Source organism: Agreia sp. Leaf335 (genome assembly GCF_001423605.1).
Classification (GTDB): domain Bacteria; phylum Actinomycetota; class Actinomycetes; order Actinomycetales; family Microbacteriaceae; genus Agreia.
In genome coordinates this window covers 1,049,435-1,065,679 of sequence record NZ_LMOQ01000001.1, presented here as the reverse complement: position 1 = coordinate 1,065,679, position 16,245 = coordinate 1,049,435, and the positions used below count along the sequence as shown (strand labels likewise).

The following is a 16,245-nucleotide window of genomic DNA, read 5'->3' as shown; positions in this document are numbered from 1 at the left end:
TCATTCGCCACGAAGCGTAGTGGAGTGCCCCCGGTAGGAATCGAACCTACGACCAAGAGATTAGAAGGCTCTTGCTCTATCCACTGAGCTACGGAGGCGTTGCGCCCCGCTCATCGCGAGGCGTTTCTACGATAGCGCGTCAGAGAGAGACGAGCGCGATGACCGCCACCACAAGCGACACGGCGGCGAGAAGCAGCGATACGCCGATGAGCACCGCGTGCACGATAAGGAACGTGGTGGCCTTGCCCGATGCGTCGCGCGCCCGGGGGTCTTTGCTGACGCGCTTGTAGAAACGCGGCCAGACGAGGGCGTTCCACAGCGCGTTGACGAGAAGGAGGACGGCGAGCGTGATGATCATCGCGTCCATCCTACGATTCATGCGCACGGATAGGATTGCCCACATGGCTTCACTCACGGATCGTCTCGTCTGGATCGACTGCGAAATGACGGGACTCGATCTCAGCGTCGACGAACTCGTCGAGGTCGCGGTGGTCATCACCGACTTCGACCTCAACATCCTCGACCCGGGCTTCGCCATCGTCATCAAGCCCGACGACTCGGCGATGCAGAACATGAACGACTTCGTGCGCAACATGCACGCGTCTAGCGGACTCGATCAGGAGATCCCTCACGGCGTGAGCCTTGCCGAGGCCGAATTCCAGGTACTCGAGTACATCCTGAAGTTCGTGCCCACCGGGCAGCAGGCGCCGCTCGCCGGAAACACGATCGGTACCGACCGCGCGTTCCTGGCCAAGTACATGCCCCGTGTCGACGGCCACCTGCACTACCGCAGCGTCGATGTGTCGAGCATCAAAGAGCTCGTGCACCGCTGGTTCCCCCGGGTGTACTACAACGCACCCAAGAAAGACGGCGGTCACCGCGCCCTCGCCGACATCCTCGAATCCATCCGAGAGCTCGGCTACTACCGCAAGGGCGCCTTCGTCGCGGAACCTGGACCGGCCACAGACGACCTGAAGGAACTCTCATCCACGATTGTGCGCGAGTTCGCCGCCGGTCTGTAGTAGAGTTTTCTTCGGTCGCTTCGATGAGTACTTCATCGAGTGGCACATGGTGGATATAGCTCAGTTGGTAGAGCGCTGGCTTGTGGAGCCGGATGTCGCGGGTTCGAGCCCCGTTATTCACCCCACTTGAGAAAGGCCCGGGTCGCATTCGACCCGGGCCTTTTGCTTTCCGACGCGGCACCCGATTTGAAAGGCGCACCGTGCACGACATCGATGCCGAGCAGTTCGAGGCGCTCGTGGTCGCCGAACTCGATCTGCTGCCCGACGACATGATCGACGGTCTCGACAACGTGGTCTTCGTCGTCGAAGACCGACCCGAGGACGGCTCTCTCGATCTGCTGGGACTCTACGACGGCGTAGCACTCACGGAGCGCGGGCAGTACGGATTCGGCGAGATGCCCGATCGCATCGTGCTCTACCGCGAGCCGCTGCTCGAACTCGTCGAAGATCTCGACGAGTTGAAGGATCAGATCCACGTGACCCTGGTGCACGAGATCGCCCACTTCTACGGAATCGACGACAGCAGACTTCACGAACTCGGCTGGGGCTGACCGGCCACTCAGCCCGACGCGGTTAGCCTTGGCCCATGGCCAGGTCAACCGCATCACGTATCAACCGGGCACTGGGCATCACGCTCGGAGCCGTGCTCATCCTCGCCATCGGACTCTACGGCCCCGCCACGCTCGTCGGGCCCCTCCCCAGCACGAACGCCGTGATCGACGATGCGTCGGACATCGCGCCGACGCTCGGGGCGCCGACCGTCTCGCAGAACGGTGCAAGCGCCATCGCGACCGCCGACGGCGCGATCCTCGCATCCGGTGGCGACGCAGCGCCGGTGCCTCTGGGTGGGGTCACCAAGGTCATCACCGCCCTCGTCGTACTCGACGCCAAGCCGATCGAGGCGGGCAAACCGGGCCCGTCGATCGTGGTCACTGCCGAGGATTACGCGGGGTATGTGAAGTACATCTCGGAGTCAGCGCGTTCGATCTCGTTGATCGCCGGTGAGACCTGGAGCGAGCAGCAATACCTGCAGTCGATGCTGCTCGGTTCGAGCAACACCCACGCCGACGCCCTCGCCCGATGGGCATTCGGCTCGGTCGATGCCTACGTCGTCGCCGCCAATGCCTGGCTGGCGAAGAACGGATATGCGGGCACGAGTGTGGTCGACGCGACCGGACTCGCCGAGGGGTCCCAGGGCACGGCATCCGAACTCGCGGCGCTCTCCGCCCGCGCCTTCGCCGACCCCGTCCTCGCCGACATCATGAGCCACGACAGCGTCGTGGTGGCGGGCAACCGCAAGGTCGACAACGTCGCCGCCTACCGCGGCGACGAGGGAATCATCGGCCTCTCGCGCAGCTTCACAGACTCCGCGGGACTGTGCTTCCTCTTCCGTCTCACGGTGGGCACGGGTGCCGACGCCGTTCCGCTCTACGGGGCGTTCCTCCGCGAGCCCGACTACGAGACTCTGGATGGCGACCTCTCGACGCTCATCTCGACGTCGGCCGCGACACTCACGAAGACGGTGCTCGTGTCGGAGGGAGACAGGGTGGTCACGTACACCACCCCGTGGGGCGATGAGGCACACGGTGTCGCGGTCGCGACCAGATCGCAGTTGATCTGGTTGACGGCTCCTGTGACCAAGAAGGTCACCGTCGAGCCTGTGACGACCGGGGCGAAAGGCACGCGAGTCGGTCAGGTGACGTTCACGACGCCCACGGGAGACGTCACGGTGCTGCTCGAGCTCGATAGACGAATCGCCGATCCGGGGCCGGTCTGGCGTATGACGCATCCGGCGCCCGTGATCGACGCGTTCATCGAGTCTCGAACGGATCAGTAGGCGTTCGCCTAGTGGTCGTCGCCGATGTCGCCCGTCTGAACGGTCGGGTCGGAGTCTGCTGCGTCGAAGGAGTACTTGACGGTCAGGTGTCCGTCGACCTCTTCGGTGTCTCCGGCCTGGTACCAGAAGGTCGACTCGAGGCCTCCGACGGCGCCGAGCGCGGGGAAGCGGCTGTCGAACTGGCCGTCGATGAATGCGCGGTCTTCGGTCTGCCCCTCGAGGGGACCGTCGAGGTACAGGGCTGTGTAGGTTTTCTCAGTCATTGCTCCACCGTAAACCGTCAGGCCGCGTTCAGCGCTCAGTTACGACCCGTCGAGCACAAGGTCGGCCGACGAGGTAGGGTCCTCCTCCTCGACGAAGGTCTCCCACTGCCGCTGCCACCTGTCCCAGTGCGGAATATACGTCTCGCCATCACGATCTAGCGCCCGTCGCTTTCTCACCACGTCTGGCGCATCGAGCCAGATGCGCACGTCGGCGAGTGCAGCGTTTCGACGGGTGAGAACACCGCATCCCTCGATGAGCAACGGGCGCTCGGGGTCGACGTCGTGCCATTCGGCCGGAGCGGCGGCGTTCCAGTCGAACCTCTGCCAGCGCGCCCCCTGGCCCGCGGCGAGGGGCTCGAGAACGAAGCGCTGCACGTGCACTCCCGCGTCGCGGAGACCGTCCCATCCGGGATAGATGTCGTCGAGCCGCACGAGCTGAGGCACGACGGCTCCGGGCCAACCGCCGACGATGCGATCGGCGAGTGTGCTCTTGCCCGCGCCGCTCGGTCCGTCGAGCAGAATGATGTTTCGAGGGCTCATCCGACGATGAAGTTCCATGTTCCGAACGCCACGGCGACGGCGATCGCGGTCGCAGCGATCGCAGCCCCGACGCCGATGAGCACGAACTCGCGCCATCCGAAGAGGGACTCGCGCGCCCAGGTGCGCTTCGCATCTCCCCCGAAGCCGCGCGCCTCCATCGCCGTCGCGAGCTTGCTGCCGCGTCTGATCGACAACACCAGAAGGGCGAAGGCCTGCGACAGGATGCGCCGGATGCGCCCCCGGTCCCCCACTCCCCGCGCTCGCCGGGCGAGCTCGAGCGAGCGCCAGTCGTCGAGAAACAGTCCGACCAGGCGCAGACCCGCCAGGGCGCCCAGCACGAAACGGCTCGGCAGACGCCAGACCTGGGCGAGACCGTCGGCGAGGTCGGTGGGGTCTATCGTCACGAACAGCACGATGGCCGGCAGCCCGATGGCGAGCACCCGGAGCGCGGTGGCGATCGCGAGCGAGATCGACCCGTCTGTGACGTGGATCAGGCCGAACTCGAAGTGACTCTCGCCTGATGCCTGCCCGTACAGCAGCGTCGTGAACCCCGCGGTGGGAGCAGCGATCCACACCGGGATGGTGCGGAGGAAGAACTGCCGCGCGGAGAGCCCGGCCCATGCCAGCAGAAGGCTTTCGAGCACGAGCGCGGTGGCCGCCGAGAGCCAGTCGATCGTGAGAATCAGCGCGAAGCTCAGGAGAAAGGCCGTCGCGAGCTTGGCGACGGGGTTGATCCGATAGATCGCCTGAGCGCCCTTGGTGGGGGTGAGGATACTCACGACAGCCTGATCTCATCGTCGGCGAGGGCCGCCACGAAGTCGGCGTCGTGGGTGACCGCCAGAATCGACTGGCCCTCGTCGAGCAGGCCGGCGAGCAGCGAGACGAGTTCGCTCCAGGTTCGCGAGTCCTGCCCGAAGGTGGGTTCGTCGAGTACGAGAAGCTGCGGCTTCGTGGCGAGCACGGTGGCCACCGACAGCCTGCGCTTCTCCCCGCCCGAGAGCGTGAACGGATTCGCGAGAGCCAGGTGGTCGAGCCGTAGCCGCTCCAGCAGCCCGTCGACCCGCTCGTCGACGTCCCTGTCGCTCAGCTCGAGGGCCCGTGGCCCCACGGCCAGTTCGTCGCGGACCGTCGCCGCCAGAAACTGGTGCTCGGGGTCTTGGAACACCGTGCCGATGCGCGTCAGCAGGTCTTTCGATCGCCAGTCGATCGGCGACGTCGACTTCAGCTTGCGAGTCAGGGCAGGCGTGGCAGACACGACACCCTCCGCGGGTCGCAGAAGGCCGGCCAGGGTCAACGCGAGCGTCGACTTGCCGGCTCCGTTGGGTCCGACGATGGCCGTGGCCCTGCCCTCGTCGAGCGAGACCTCGATGTCGCCGGCGATGCGTGTGCCGCGCACGCGCGCGATCCCCAGGCCAGCGGCATCCAGGAGGCGATCGCCCGCCCCGACGACCCGTCGCTGGGCGACCGGGGGCGGGAACTCGGGGATCCACACGCCGGATGCGCTGAGCTCGGCGCCTCGGGCACGCAGCACGGCGTCGGGGTCTCCGTCGGCCAGCACTCCGCCACCGGGTGCCAGCACCACGACACGGTCGACGATGTCGCGCCAGACCTCGACGCGGTGCTCGATCACGATCAGCGTGGCCCCGGTCGTTGCGGCCACTCGGGCCACGGCGTCGCGCACCTCGGCGACCCCGTGCGGGTCGAGGTTCGCGGTGGGCTCGTCGAGCAGAATCAGTCCAGGCTGCATGGCGAGCACTCCCGCGAGCGCGAGTCGTTGCTTCTGGCCGCCGGACAGAGCCGAGGTCGGATGATCGAGGGGAAGGTCGAGCCCCACGGCGTCGAGGGCCCGCGCGACCCGGTGCCAGATCTCGTCGCGGGGCACGCCCAGGTTCTCGCACCCGAAGGCCACGTCGTCGCCCACGCGGGCGAGAATCACCTGGGAATCCGGGTCCTGCAGGACGAGCCCGGCCACGCCACGCGCGCTTGTCGCGTCGCGCCCCGCCACACGGAGTTCGCCTCGCTGCTCGCCCTCGTCGTCGCCCCCGATCACCCCGGCGAGAGCGTGCATCAGCGTGCTCTTGCCCGCGCCCGAGGCGCCGAGGAGCAAGACCCGCTGCCCCGGCTCGATGTCTAGGTCGAGCCCGTCGACAGCCCAGGCCTTGCGCGACGCGTGCCGCCAGCCCCAGCCGCGCGCCGAGACGGCGGCCGGCGGCTGGCGGTCGTGCGTCATGGTCGCGATGGTCCGGATGCCCGTCAGACCCGCGCCGATACCTCTCGGCCCGAGGCGAATCGGCTGAGCGCCCCCGTGCGGGCGAGCCCGCGCGCCGCGAGCCACGAGAGGAGCCCCGCGAGCACGGCTCCTGAGACCAGCGAGCAGACGGTGTAGATGACGGCGAACTCGACCTTGGCGCCGGGGTACCAGAGCACGAGGTCGTTGATCGCGAGGGCCAGCCCGGCGCCCATTCCCGAGAGGACCGCGACGTAGGCGCGCCAGTTCGCGTAGAGGAAGAGAGCGAACACGAGCTCGGCACCCAGACCCTGGACGAGTCCCGACACGAGGGTGAGTGCGGCCCACTGCGTTCCGACGATCGCGGAGACGACGGCGGCGACGACCTCGGTGAAGAGGGCCGCGCCGGGCTTGCGGATGATGAGACCGCCGAGCACTCCGGCGAAGAGCCATCCGCCGCCGAGGAGAGCCTGGAGGCCCGGGAGCGCCGCTTCGAGCGGTGCGGACAGAGGGTTGTATGCCTGCCCCCAGAGCCAGAAGACGAGTCCGGCGGCGACGCCGATCACGCTGGCGACGACGATGTCGACGACCCTCCAGCGGAAGCGGTTGCTGCGGCCCGCTCCGACCGCGGCGGTGGTGTCTGATTCTGAAGAGGTGGTTGAAGTGCGCACTGAACGTGCCCTTTCGTCGTATGCGAATGTCAGGGCACGGGTGGCGTCGCCGCAGATGTGCTGCGGACGACACCGTGAGATGTCCTCCCTGCGCTGGCATGATCCAGATCAGGTTCGACGGTCGAAGGTTGGAGAACCTTCCTCTCAGCCCGGCTCACCGGACTCCCGTGTTGCGACTCATTATAGAGCGGTCTACTTCTTCAGCGCGCGGATGATCCTGGCGAGAGCCTTGCCGCTGACCCACACAGCGGGGATGGACACCGCGAGGAGCGAGATGAGGTTGGGCTCGAACGCGACGCGCCCGTTCTCCTGCGTGACGTAGGCGCCAACGGGGATGGCTGCGCCTCCCCCTCCGCCGCCGGCAATACCGGACGTCGTCTCGTCTGAGCCGCTCCCTCCGAAACCGAACCAGGTGATGGCGACGGGCACGAGAGTCTGGCCCTCGATCTCGACGGGATCGCCGTAGACGGCCCCCACTCCGAACGATCGAACGGTCTCTGCGAGCTTCACGGCGATGTTTGTCATGGGGTCACGCTACCCGGCGCACATCTGTGCCGCCAGGGTCCCCCGGGGTGTGACACTCTGGGGGTGTGGACCTACGTATCTTCACAGAACCGCAGCAAGGCGCCAGCTACGACGACCTGCTGGCCATCGCAACAGCCACCGAGAGGCTCGGCTTCGACGCATTCTTCCGCTCCGACCATTACCTGCGCATGGGCGACGACCCGTTCGAAGGCCTTCCCGGACCGACGGATGCCTGGACATCGTTGGCAGGGCTCGCCCGGGAGACCTCGCGCATCAAGCTGGGAACCCTCGTCTCGAGTGTCACGTACCGCCACCCCGGCATCCTGGCCATCCAGGTGGCTCAGGTCGACGCCATGTCGGGTGGCCGCGTCGAACTCGGTCTCGGCACCGGCTGGTTCGAGCAGGAGCACCTCGCCTATGGAATCCCCTTTCCGGCGAAGCGCTTCGGCCTGCTCGAGGAGCAGCTCGAGATCATCACGGGACTGTGGGGTACTCCGCTGGGCGAGACCTACTCGTTCGAGGGCGAGCACTACACACTCGTCGACTCCCCCGCGTTGCCCAAGCCCGTGCAGCATCCGTTCCCCGTGATCGTCGGCGGCTCGGGGCCGACTCGGACTCCGAAGATCGCGGCACGGTTCGCCACGGAGTTCAACGTGCCCTTCGCCGAGTTCGCGGACATCCCGCTGCGCTTCCGCGCCGTGCGCGAGGCGTGCGAGACGATCGGACGCGAGCCGTCGGAGCTGGTCTACTCGGCCGCTCTCGTCGCCGCAGTCGGATCGAACACCGCGGAGTTCGAGCGCCGGGCCGCCGCGATCGGCCGCGAACCCGACGAGCTGCGCGAGCACGGTCTCGCGGGCTCCCCGGCCGAGGTCGTCGATCGTATCGGCGCCCTCCGCGAAGACGGCGTCGAACGCCTCTACCTCCAGATTCTCGACATGCACGACCTCGACCACCTCGAACTCATCGCGGCCGAGGTCATGTCCCAGCTCGACTGAGCTTTCCCGCCCAGGCACTTCTGCTCGACCCGAATCACGACTTCACAGGAGACTTTTATGGAAAGCTGGCCCGGATCGGCCTACCCGCTCGGCGCGACCTTCGACGGTAGCGGCACGAACTTCGCGATCTTCAGCGAGGCCGCAGAGCGCGTCGTCCTCTGCCTCTTCGGTGAGAAGGGCGCGGAGACCCGCATCGAACTCACCGAGGTCGACGCGTACGTCTGGCACTGCTACCTGCCCCAGGTGCAGCCGGGCCAGCGCTACGGCTATCGCGTCTACGGACCCTACGACCCGGAGAACGGCTGCCGGTTCAACCCCAACAAGCTCCTGCTCGACCCGTACGCCAAGGCGACGAGCGGAACCATCGACTGGGATCAGTCGCTGTTCTCCTACAATTTCGGTGACCCCGACTCGCGCAACGACGACGATTCCGCCAAGCACATGATGACGGGCGTGGTCATCAACCCGTTCTTCGACTGGTCCGGCGACCGCATCCTCGACATCCCGTACAACGAGACGGTCATCTACGAAGCCCACGTCAAGGGACTCACCGAGCTGCACCCCGAAGTGCCGCGCGAGCAGCGGGGCACCTACGCGGGTGTCGCGCATCCGGCCGTCATCGAGCACCTCAAGAAGCTCGGGGTCACGGCGATCGAGCTGATGCCGGTGCACCAGTTCGTTCAAGACAGCACGCTGCTCGAGAAGGGCCTGTCGAACTACTGGGGCTACAACACCATCGGCTTCTTCGCCCCGCAGTCGAGCTACTCGTCGGCCGGCGAGCGCGGCCAGCAGGTGCAGGAGTTCAAGGGCATGGTGAAGTCGCTGCACGCGGCCGGCATCGAAGTGATCCTCGACGTGGTCTACAACCACACCGCGGAGGGAAACCACCTCGGCCCCACCATCTCGTTCCGAGGCATCGACAACGCCGCGTACTACCGGCTCATGGACGACGACAAGCGTTACTACATGGACTACACGGGCACGGGAAACACGCTGAACGTGCGCCACCCGCACTCCCTGCAGCTCATCATGGACTCGCTGCGCTACTGGGCGACCGAGATGCACGTCGACGGTTTCCGATTCGACCTCGCCTCGGCGCTGGCCCGCGAGTTCTACGACGTCGACAAGCTCTCCACCTTCTTCGAGCTCGTGCAGCAGGACCCGGTGATCTCGCAGGTCAAGCTCATCGCCGAGCCCTGGGACGTCGGCCCCGGCGGATACCAGGTCGGAAACTTCCCCGCCCAGTGGACCGAGTGGAACGGAAAGTACCGCGACACGGTGCGCGACTTCTGGCGTGGCGAGCCGGCGAGCCTCGGAGAGTTCGCCTCGCGCTTCACCGGATCCGCAGACCTCTACGAGCACTCCGGACGCCGACCCGTCGCATCCATCAACTTCGTCACGGCCCACGACGGCTTCACGATCCGCGACCTCGTGTCGTACAACGAGAAGCACAACGACGCCAACGGCGAGAACAACAACGACGGCGAATCGCACAACCGCTCCTGGAACTCCGGGGTCGAAGGTCCCACGAACGATCCCGTCATCCTCGAGCTGCGAGCACGTCAGCAGCGCAACTTCCTGGCCACACTGCTGCTCTCGCAGGGCGTGCCGATGCTGCTGCACGGCGACGAGATCGGCCGCACGCAACAGGGCAACAACAACACCTACGCCCAAGACTCGGAGATCAGCTGGATCCACTGGGATCACGCCGACGTTCCCCTGAACGAGTTCACCGCCGCCGTGTCACGGCTGCGCAAGGAACACCCCACCTTCCGACGCAGTCGGTTTTTCGACGGCCGACCGGTCAGGCGCGGCAAGGGCGAGCCCCTGCCCGACATCGTCTGGCTCAACTCGGATGCCCGCGAGATGGAGCCGGAGGAGTGGGACGCCCCTCTCAGCCGCTCGGTGGGCGTCTTCCTCAACGGGCAGGGCATCCGCGGGCGCGATCAGCGCGGCCAGCGCATCACCGATGTGAACTTCCTTGTCTATTTCAACGCCGAACCGCAAGACGTTGACTTCGTTCTCCCTCCCGGCGAATACTCGCAGTCGTGGGATGTGGTGATCGATTCGGCAGGCCAGGCTGCAGACGGACCTCTTCGCAGCGCGAACGAGAAGGTCAGAGTACTGGCGAAGTCGTTGGTCGTACTCCGCGCCCACCAAGAAGCCGTGACCGAGGCTGACCACTCGGTCGCCGCCTCTCTCACTGCCATGACCGGCACCATCGAGACCATCCCCCTGACCAAGCCGTCCAACGGCTAGCGAGGACCCATGCGAGAACCCCTCTCCACCTACCGACTCCAGATCTCGTCGTCGTTCACACTCGACGCGGCGGCTGAACTCATCGACTACCTCGCCGACCTCGGCGCCGACTGGGTGTACCTGTCGCCCATTCTCGAGGCCGAGCCCGGCAGCAACCACGGCTACGACGTGATCGACCACAGCCGTGTCGATCCCGAGCGCGGCGGGCCGGATGGGCTGGAACGGCTCTCCGAGGCAGCCCACGCGCGCGGCCTCGGCGTTCTGGTCGACATCGTGCCCAATCACGTGGGTGTGGCGACGGCCCCCCTCAGCGTGTGGTGGTGGGAGCTGCTGACGCACGGACGCGATTCCCGGCACGCCGAGGCCTTCGACGTGGACTGGGAGTTCGGCCACGGCAAGGTTCGCCTGCCCGTGCTGGGCGACGACTCCCTCGACGCGCTCGAGCTCGCCACCGGTCCCGATGGGGCGAAGGAACTGCACTACTACGACAATCGATTCCCGGTCGCGCCGGGAACGGCCGACGACGGCGCCGACGCGATCACCGTGCACTCGCGCCAGCACTACGAGCTCATGAACTGGCGCCGCGCCGACGCCGAATTGAACTACCGACGGTTCTTCGCCGTCACGACGCTCGCCGGCGTCAAGGTAGAGGTTCCGTGGGTGTTCGACGAATCGCACGCCGAGATCGGGCGCTGGTTCGCTGACGGCCTCGCCGACGGGTTGCGGGTCGATCACCCCGACGGGCTCGCCGACCCCGAGGACTACCTCGAGCACCTCGCCGAGCTCACGGGCGGCGCCTACGTTCTCGTCGAGAAGATCCTCGAGGGTCGCGAGAAGCTGCCCGCCTCCTGGAAGACGGCAGGCACGACCGGCTACGACGCGCTCGGCGACATCGATCGGGTGCTGGTGGATGCCTCGGGCGAGCAGTTCCTGAACGTCGCGTTGGGCCTCGGCGACGGCGAGAGCGCGCACGACAGCTGGACGACGCTGATCCACGACACGAAGCGCGGCATCGCCGACGGCATCCTTCGGTCCGAGGTGCTGCGGATCCAGCGCGACCTCGACCGCGAAGACGCCCTGGCGGATGCTGCCTGGCGCGGCTCCCCCGCGATCGCGGACGCGATCGCCGAGCTGCTCACCTGCTTCCCCGTCTACCGCTCCTACCTCCCGTCCGGTGTCGAAAAGCTCGAAGAGGCGCACCGCGCCGCTCTGGCAGCGCGGCCCGACCTCACCGCAGAACTCGATGTCGTCACGGCGGCCCTGTCGCACCCCAGCAACGCCGGCGCGATCCGCTTTCAGCAGACATCGGGCATGGTCATGGCCAAGGGCGTCGAGGACACGGCGTTCTATCGCTGGAACAGGCTCGTGTCGCTCAACGAGGTGGGCGGAGAACCGGCCGAGTTCGCGATCGATGCCGGCGAATTCCACGCGCGCCAGTGGCAGCGCATGGCGTCGTTCCCCCGCACCATGACGACCCTCTCGACGCACGACACCAAGCGTGGCGAAGACGTCCGCGCTCGTATCGACGTGCTGAGCGAGCTGCCGCACATGTGGCTCGAGACGCTCGAGGGGCTGCGCGAATCCGCACCCATCGGCGACGAGGCCTTCGATTCTCTCCTCTGGCAGACCGCGATCGGCGCCTGGCCGATCGAGCGCGAGCGCTTGCACGCCTACGCAGAGAAGGCGTCTCGCGAAGCCGGCGCATCCACGACGTGGAACGCACCGGACGAGCAGTTCGAGGAGGCCCTGCATGCCGCGGTCGATGCCGCCTACGACGACCCGCGCACCCACGAGCTCGTCGAGGCGCTCGCCACTCGCATCCGGCCCGCGGGCTGGTCGAACTCGCTCGCCGCGAAGCTGATCCAGCTCACCATGGTGGGCGTTCCCGACGTGTACCAGGGCACCGAGCTCTGGGACAACTCCCTCGTCGACCCCGACAACCGTCGACCGGTCAACTTCGACGAGCGACGTCGGCTGCTCGAGATCCTCGACACGGGCGAGCTGCCGTCCGTCGACGAGACGGGTGCCGCAAAACTGCTCGTCACGTCGCGCGCGCTTCGTCTTCGGCACGAGCATCCCGAGTTCTTCACGGGATACACCCCCGTCGAGGCGCACGGCGACGCAGCCAGCCATGTGATCGCCTTCGACAGGGGCGGCGCGATCACGATCGCGACGCGTCTTCCCTGGTCGCTCGCCCAGGCCGAGGGCTGGGGCTCGACCCAGATCACCATCGAACGCGACAGTGTCGACGTCCTCACCGGACGCCGCATCGAGGCAGGCCCGGTGGCCGTGTCCGAACTGCTCGCCGACCTTCCCGTCGCCCTCCTTGCCGCCGTCCGAGAGGATCTCTCCGAATGACCGAACGTCTCCGATTCGATGTGTGGGCTCCTCACGCCCACCGTGTGCGCCTCGTCGTCGCGGGGAGCACGCTCGAGATGACCAGATCAGCCGACGACTGGTGGAGCGCCGGTCCGTCGACGCCGGAGGGCGAGGTCGACTACGGGTATATCGTCGACGACGCCGACGGAAACTCGGTCGGCCCGATCCCCGATCCCCGCTCGCGCCGCCAACCCGAGGGTGTGCACGGACTCACCCGCACCGTCGACGCCGAATCGTACGTGTGGAACGACGACGATTGGGCCGGACGACAGCTCGCCGGCGGTGCCATCTACGAGCTGCACATCGGCACGTTCACACCCGAGGGCACGCTCGACTCGGCGATCGAGCGACTCGATCACCTCGTGTCGCTCGGAATCGACTTCGTCGAGGTCATGCCGGTCAACGCCTTCAACGGCACGCACAACTGGGGCTATGACGGCGTTCTCTGGTTCGCCGTTCAGGAGACCTACGGCGGTCCGGATGCCTACCGCCGGTTCGTCGACGCGTGTCACCTCCGCGGTCTCGCCGTCATCCAAGACGTGGTCTACAACCACCTGGGGCCGAGCGGCAACTATCTCGGCGTCTATGGTCCGTACGAGCACGAGGCCGCCGGAACGACCTGGGGCAAGGCGATCAACCTCGACGGCCACGGCTCGACCGAGGTACGGCGCTTCATTCTCGACAACGCCCGCATGTGGTTCGAGGAGTACCACGTCGATGGTCTGCGGCTCGACGCCGTGCACGCACTGCACGATGAGAGCTCCCGCCACCTGTTGAGCGAACTGGGCGCCGAGACCGATGCATGGTCGGCCTTCGTCGGCCGCCCGCTGAGCCTCATCGCAGAGTCCGATCTCAACGACCCCGTCATGTTCACCGCCCGCGACCAGCAGGGCTACGGCCTCGCCGGTCAATGGAGCGATGACTTCCACCACGCGGTGCACGTCGCCCTCACACGCGAGACATCGGGTTACTACGCCGACTTCGAGCCGCTGAGCGCTCTGGCCAAGGCGCTCACCTCGGGCTTCTTCCACGACGGAACGTGGTCGAGCTTCCGAGGCCGTCACCACGGCAAGCGCATCGACACCGCCAACGTGCTCACGTGGCGCCTCGTCGTGGCCAATCAGAACCACGATCAGATCGGCAACCGGGCGATCGGAGACCGGCTCACCGCGTCGCTCGACGAGGGGCAGCTCGCGATCGCGGCGGCGCTGACCCTTCTCGGTCCGTACACGCCCATGCTGTTCATGGGTGAGGAATGGGGCGCGTCCACGCCGTTCCAGTTCTTCACCTCGCACCCCGAACCCGAGTTGGGCAAGGCCACAGCAGAGGGTCGCATCGCCGAGTTCGAGCGCATGGGGTGGGACGAGTCGGTCGTTCCGAACCCGCAAGACGTCTCGACGTTCGCCAACTCCAAGCTCGACTGGAGTGAAGCTGCAGACGCTGATTCTGCGCACGCGCGGTTGCTGGGGTTCTACACGGCGCTCATGACGTTGCGCCGAACCGTGCCCGCCTTCACCGACCCGCGCTGGCCGCATCTCTCGGTGGAGTTCTCGGAGGAAGCGCGCTGGCTCGAGCTGACGCGCGGTGACGTCAGAGTGCTGATCAACCTGGCCGAGGAGCCGCTGCAGGCGCCCTCGGCGCTGCTGGATGACGCAGACGTTCTGCTGGAGTGGAGCCCTCGTGGGGATTCGCCCACGGTCGCGCCGCACTCGGTGACGGTCTACCGGCCCCGCGTCTCCTGAGGCTCGTCGCCCGAGGCCCCGCTCGCCTTCTTCTTCAGAAGCGACGCGGGGCCGACGGCCCCTGACCCGAAACGCGCCGAGAGCTTGTCGATCGTGCGCTCGGCGTCGCGCCATCCGTCGGTCTGAGACTCGGCCTCGTCGACCCAGAGCGACGGCTGGTGCACCACCGACCCCGACTCGGCGAGCTGCTCCACCCGCACGCCGATGAGCCGCACCCGTTGGTCGTCGCGCAGGTCGAGCGCATCGAAGATCGACTTGGCCTCGTCGTAGATCTGCTTGCCGAGGTCGCTGGGCTCGGCGAGCGTGCGCGATCGGGTGATGGTGGTGAAATCGCTGAATCTGAGCTTGAGCGCGACGGTGCGACCCTCGAGGCCGGCCCTGCGCAATCGCACGGCCACCTGGTTCGCCTGTTTGAGCAGCTCGCGATGGAGGACCCGGCGATCGGAGACGTCGAATTCGAAGGTGTTCTCGTGCCCGATGCTCTTCTCCTGGCGCTCGAGAACGATGCCTCGGGGATCGATGCCGAGCGCCAGGGCGTGGAGCTTCTGGCCTGACGCCTCTCCCACCGCTCTGGTGAGAGCGGGCAGCGGCATCTCGGCCAGTTCTCGCACGGTCTTGATGCCGATGCGAGCCAGTGCCGCCTCGGTGCTCGCACCCACGCCCCACAACGCCTTGATCGGCAGCGGGTGCAGGAAGTTGAGGATCTCCGACTCGGGAACGACCAGCATGCCGTCGGGCTTGGCGCGCTGCGATGCCATCTTGGCGACGAACTTGGTCGACGAGGCGCCCACCGAGCAGGTGAGGCCGGTCTCGGCGAACACCCGCGCCCGCACCTGGGCGCCGATCTCGCTGGGACTGCCGAGCAGCCTTCTCGCACCCGACACGTCGAGGAAGGCCTCGTCGATGCTGAGCGGCTCGACCAACGGCGTGATGTCGTGGAAGATGCGCATCACCTCGGCGGAGTAGTGCTTGTAGAGGTGCATGTGCGGCGGGAGGACATGGGCCTTGGGAGCCAATCGCATCGCCACCGACACGGGCATGGCCGAATGCACCCCGAGACGACGCGCCTCGTACGTGGCGCTGGTCACCACTCCCCGACCGCCGGCGTGGCCGATGATGACCGGCTGGCCGCGTAGCTCGGGGTGATCGAGCAGCTCGACCGAGGCGAAGAAGGCGTCCATGTCGATGTGCAGCATGGTGGCGGTCGAGTCGTCTACCCCCGCACTGATCGTCATTCCTCGAGTCTAGGCAGCACCAGCGACACCAGCTTGGCCGCGGTGTTCGCGTTCCGCACGGTCGCCCCCTGTCCGAACTGCCGCCAGAACGCCGCCGGGATCTTCGACGCCGACACCCCGTGGGGACACCACGCGTACACCGCCCTGCCTCCCACCCGCACTACCTCGGGAAGCAGCGCCGCGGCATCCGGCGTGGTGACGCCCGCAGGCGCAGGCCCGGGCAGGAACGAGACCATCAACCGTGAGGGGTTGTCGGAGAGCTCGGCGAGCGGATTCTCGTCGACGATCCTGACGAACTCAGAGCCCTCGATCACCACGAACGGCGCCGTGACACCCGTCGCTTCCGCGAAGCGGGCCTCGAGATCGGCGACGTCGCCATGCGAGAGCGTCGCCTCGGTGTCGAAGACGGCGTTACCGCTGCGAAGAAGCGTCTTCACTCGGGTGAATCCGCGTTCCTCCAGCACCCGCTGGAAGTCGGGCATCGGCACAAGGGTGCTCGTTCCCACGTTGATGCCGCGCACCAGTGCCACATACGTCGTCACGATGGCCT

The 16,245-nt window shown here is 66.9% G+C and carries 16 protein-coding genes and 2 tRNA genes; 8 read left to right on the top strand and 10 right to left on the bottom strand.

What is annotated here, in order from left to right; genetic code table 11:
- Positions 1 to 25: 25 nt before the first annotated feature.
- Positions 26 to 98, bottom strand: a tRNA-Arg gene (locus tag ASF79_RS05125).
- A gap of 41 nt (positions 99 to 139) precedes the next feature.
- A complete protein-coding gene (locus ASF79_RS05120; RefSeq protein WP_055853169.1) occupies positions 140 to 358 on the bottom strand; it encodes an SCO4848 family membrane protein in 219 nt (72 codons plus the stop codon).
- Between the two features lie 43 nt (positions 359 to 401).
- Here ASF79_RS05120 and orn point away from each other — a divergent pair, with 43 nt between their 5' ends.
- From orn to ASF79_RS05100, 4 genes are all read left to right on the top strand, one after another.
- Entirely contained in the window at positions 402 to 1,022 is a 621-nt protein-coding gene (gene orn, locus ASF79_RS05115; protein WP_055774613.1) for an oligoribonuclease, read from the top strand.
- Between the two features lie 49 nt (positions 1,023 to 1,071).
- A tRNA-His gene (locus ASF79_RS05110) sits at positions 1,072 to 1,147 on the top strand.
- A 75-nt stretch (positions 1,148 to 1,222) separates the two neighbouring features.
- Positions 1,223 to 1,573, top strand: coding sequence for a metallopeptidase family protein (locus ASF79_RS05105; protein ID WP_055774615.1), 351 nt, complete (start codon positions 1,223 to 1,225; stop codon positions 1,571 to 1,573).
- 35 nt (positions 1,574 to 1,608) lie between these two features.
- Positions 1,609 to 2,859: a D-alanyl-D-alanine carboxypeptidase family protein gene (locus ASF79_RS05100; protein ID WP_055852533.1), complete on the top strand. Its 1,251-nt coding sequence runs from the start codon at positions 1,609 to 1,611 to the stop codon at positions 2,857 to 2,859.
- 8 nt (positions 2,860 to 2,867) lie between these two features.
- Here ASF79_RS05100 and ASF79_RS05095 read toward each other — a convergent pair whose 3' ends face one another.
- The 6 genes from ASF79_RS05095 to ASF79_RS05070 all read right to left on the bottom strand — a co-directional run bounded on the left by ASF79_RS05095 (position 2,868) and on the right by ASF79_RS05070 (position 7,085).
- Entirely contained in the window at positions 2,868 to 3,122 is a 255-nt protein-coding gene (locus tag ASF79_RS05095) for a hypothetical protein (RefSeq protein WP_055774621.1), read from the bottom strand.
- Positions 3,123 to 3,161: 39 nt separating this feature from the next.
- Complete coding sequence (locus tag ASF79_RS05090) at positions 3,162 to 3,662, bottom strand: ATP-binding protein (RefSeq protein ID WP_200933527.1); 501 nt, start codon at positions 3,660 to 3,662, stop codon at positions 3,162 to 3,164.
- Entirely contained in the window at positions 3,659 to 4,441 is a 783-nt protein-coding gene (locus ASF79_RS05085) for an energy-coupling factor transporter transmembrane component T family protein (RefSeq protein WP_055852528.1), read from the bottom strand. Before ASF79_RS05085 ends, ASF79_RS05090 begins: the two co-directional genes overlap by 4 nt.
- Entirely contained in the window at positions 4,438 to 5,892 is a 1,455-nt protein-coding gene (locus ASF79_RS05080) for an ABC transporter ATP-binding protein (RefSeq protein ID WP_082495727.1), read from the bottom strand. The genes ASF79_RS05085 and ASF79_RS05080 overlap by 4 nt, the downstream gene beginning before the upstream one ends.
- A 23-nt stretch (positions 5,893 to 5,915) precedes the next feature.
- Positions 5,916 to 6,560, bottom strand: a complete 645-nt coding sequence (locus ASF79_RS05075) for an ECF transporter S component (RefSeq protein ID WP_055774632.1) — start codon at positions 6,558 to 6,560, stop codon at positions 5,916 to 5,918.
- Between the two features lie 192 nt (positions 6,561 to 6,752).
- Entirely contained in the window at positions 6,753 to 7,085 is a 333-nt protein-coding gene (locus ASF79_RS05070) for a hypothetical protein (protein WP_055774635.1), read from the bottom strand.
- Positions 7,086 to 7,150: 65 nt separating this feature from the next.
- Here ASF79_RS05070 and ASF79_RS05065 point away from each other — a divergent pair, with 65 nt between their 5' ends.
- From ASF79_RS05065 to treZ, 4 genes are read left to right on the top strand one after another with little or no spacing between them, the layout of a single operon-like run.
- Positions 7,151 to 8,080: an LLM class F420-dependent oxidoreductase gene (locus ASF79_RS05065; protein WP_055774637.1), complete on the top strand. Its 930-nt coding sequence runs from the start codon at positions 7,151 to 7,153 to the stop codon at positions 8,078 to 8,080.
- A 57-nt stretch (positions 8,081 to 8,137) separates the two neighbouring features.
- A complete protein-coding gene (gene glgX, locus ASF79_RS05060; RefSeq protein WP_055774641.1) occupies positions 8,138 to 10,339 on the top strand; it encodes a glycogen debranching protein GlgX in 2,202 nt (733 codons plus the stop codon).
- 9 nt (positions 10,340 to 10,348) lie between these two features.
- Positions 10,349 to 12,697: a malto-oligosyltrehalose synthase gene (gene treY, locus ASF79_RS05055; protein ID WP_055852525.1), complete on the top strand. Its 2,349-nt coding sequence runs from the start codon at positions 10,349 to 10,351 to the stop codon at positions 12,695 to 12,697.
- On the top strand, positions 12,694 to 14,460 hold the full coding sequence (gene treZ / locus ASF79_RS05050; protein ID WP_055852522.1) for a malto-oligosyltrehalose trehalohydrolase: 1,767 nt from the start codon (positions 12,694 to 12,696) through the stop codon (positions 14,458 to 14,460). The genes treY and treZ overlap by 4 nt, the downstream gene beginning before the upstream one ends.
- Here the strand turns inward: treZ and dinB are convergent.
- Together dinB and ASF79_RS05040 are read right to left on the bottom strand one after the other, a co-directional pair.
- Positions 14,439 to 15,695, bottom strand: coding sequence for a DNA polymerase IV (gene dinB, locus ASF79_RS05045; protein ID WP_055774651.1), 1,257 nt, complete (start codon positions 15,693 to 15,695; stop codon positions 14,439 to 14,441). The genes treZ and dinB overlap by 22 nt on opposite strands.
- Positions 15,692 to 16,237, bottom strand: coding sequence for a DUF1697 domain-containing protein (locus ASF79_RS05040; RefSeq protein ID WP_055852521.1), 546 nt, complete (start codon positions 16,235 to 16,237; stop codon positions 15,692 to 15,694). The genes dinB and ASF79_RS05040 overlap by 4 nt, the downstream gene beginning before the upstream one ends.
- Between the last annotated feature and the right edge of the window lie 8 nt (positions 16,238 to 16,245).

What these genes read in the sequence shown, in the direction of transcription:
- ASF79_RS05070 (WP_055774635.1), bottom strand. Translation starts at nt 7,085, where the DNA reads ATGACAAACATCGCCGTGAAGCTCGCAGAGACCGTTCGATCGTTCGGA.
- treZ (WP_055852522.1), top strand. Translation starts at nt 12,694, where the DNA reads ATGACCGAACGTCTCCGATTCGATGTGTGGGCTCCTCACGCCCACCGT.
- ASF79_RS05120 (WP_055853169.1), bottom strand. Translation starts at nt 358, where the DNA reads ATGATCATCACGCTCGCCGTCCTCCTTCTCGTCAACGCGCTGTGGAAC.
- treY (WP_055852525.1), top strand. Translation starts at nt 10,349, where the DNA reads ATGCGAGAACCCCTCTCCACCTACCGACTCCAGATCTCGTCGTCGTTC.
- ASF79_RS05080 (WP_082495727.1), bottom strand. Translation starts at nt 5,892, where the DNA reads ATGACGCACGACCGCCAGCCGCCGGCCGCCGTCTCGGCGCGCGGCTGG.
- orn (WP_055774613.1), top strand. Translation starts at nt 402, where the DNA reads ATGGCTTCACTCACGGATCGTCTCGTCTGGATCGACTGCGAAATGACG.
- ASF79_RS05090 (WP_200933527.1), bottom strand. Translation starts at nt 3,662, where the DNA reads ATGAGCCCTCGAAACATCATTCTGCTCGACGGACCGAGCGGCGCGGGC.
- ASF79_RS05095 (WP_055774621.1), bottom strand. Translation starts at nt 3,122, where the DNA reads ATGACTGAGAAAACCTACACAGCCCTGTACCTCGACGGTCCCCTCGAG.
- glgX (WP_055774641.1), top strand. Translation starts at nt 8,138, where the DNA reads ATGGAAAGCTGGCCCGGATCGGCCTACCCGCTCGGCGCGACCTTCGAC.
- ASF79_RS05100 (WP_055852533.1), top strand. Translation starts at nt 1,609, where the DNA reads ATGGCCAGGTCAACCGCATCACGTATCAACCGGGCACTGGGCATCACG.
- dinB (WP_055774651.1), bottom strand. Translation starts at nt 15,695, where the DNA reads ATGACGATCAGTGCGGGGGTAGACGACTCGACCGCCACCATGCTGCAC.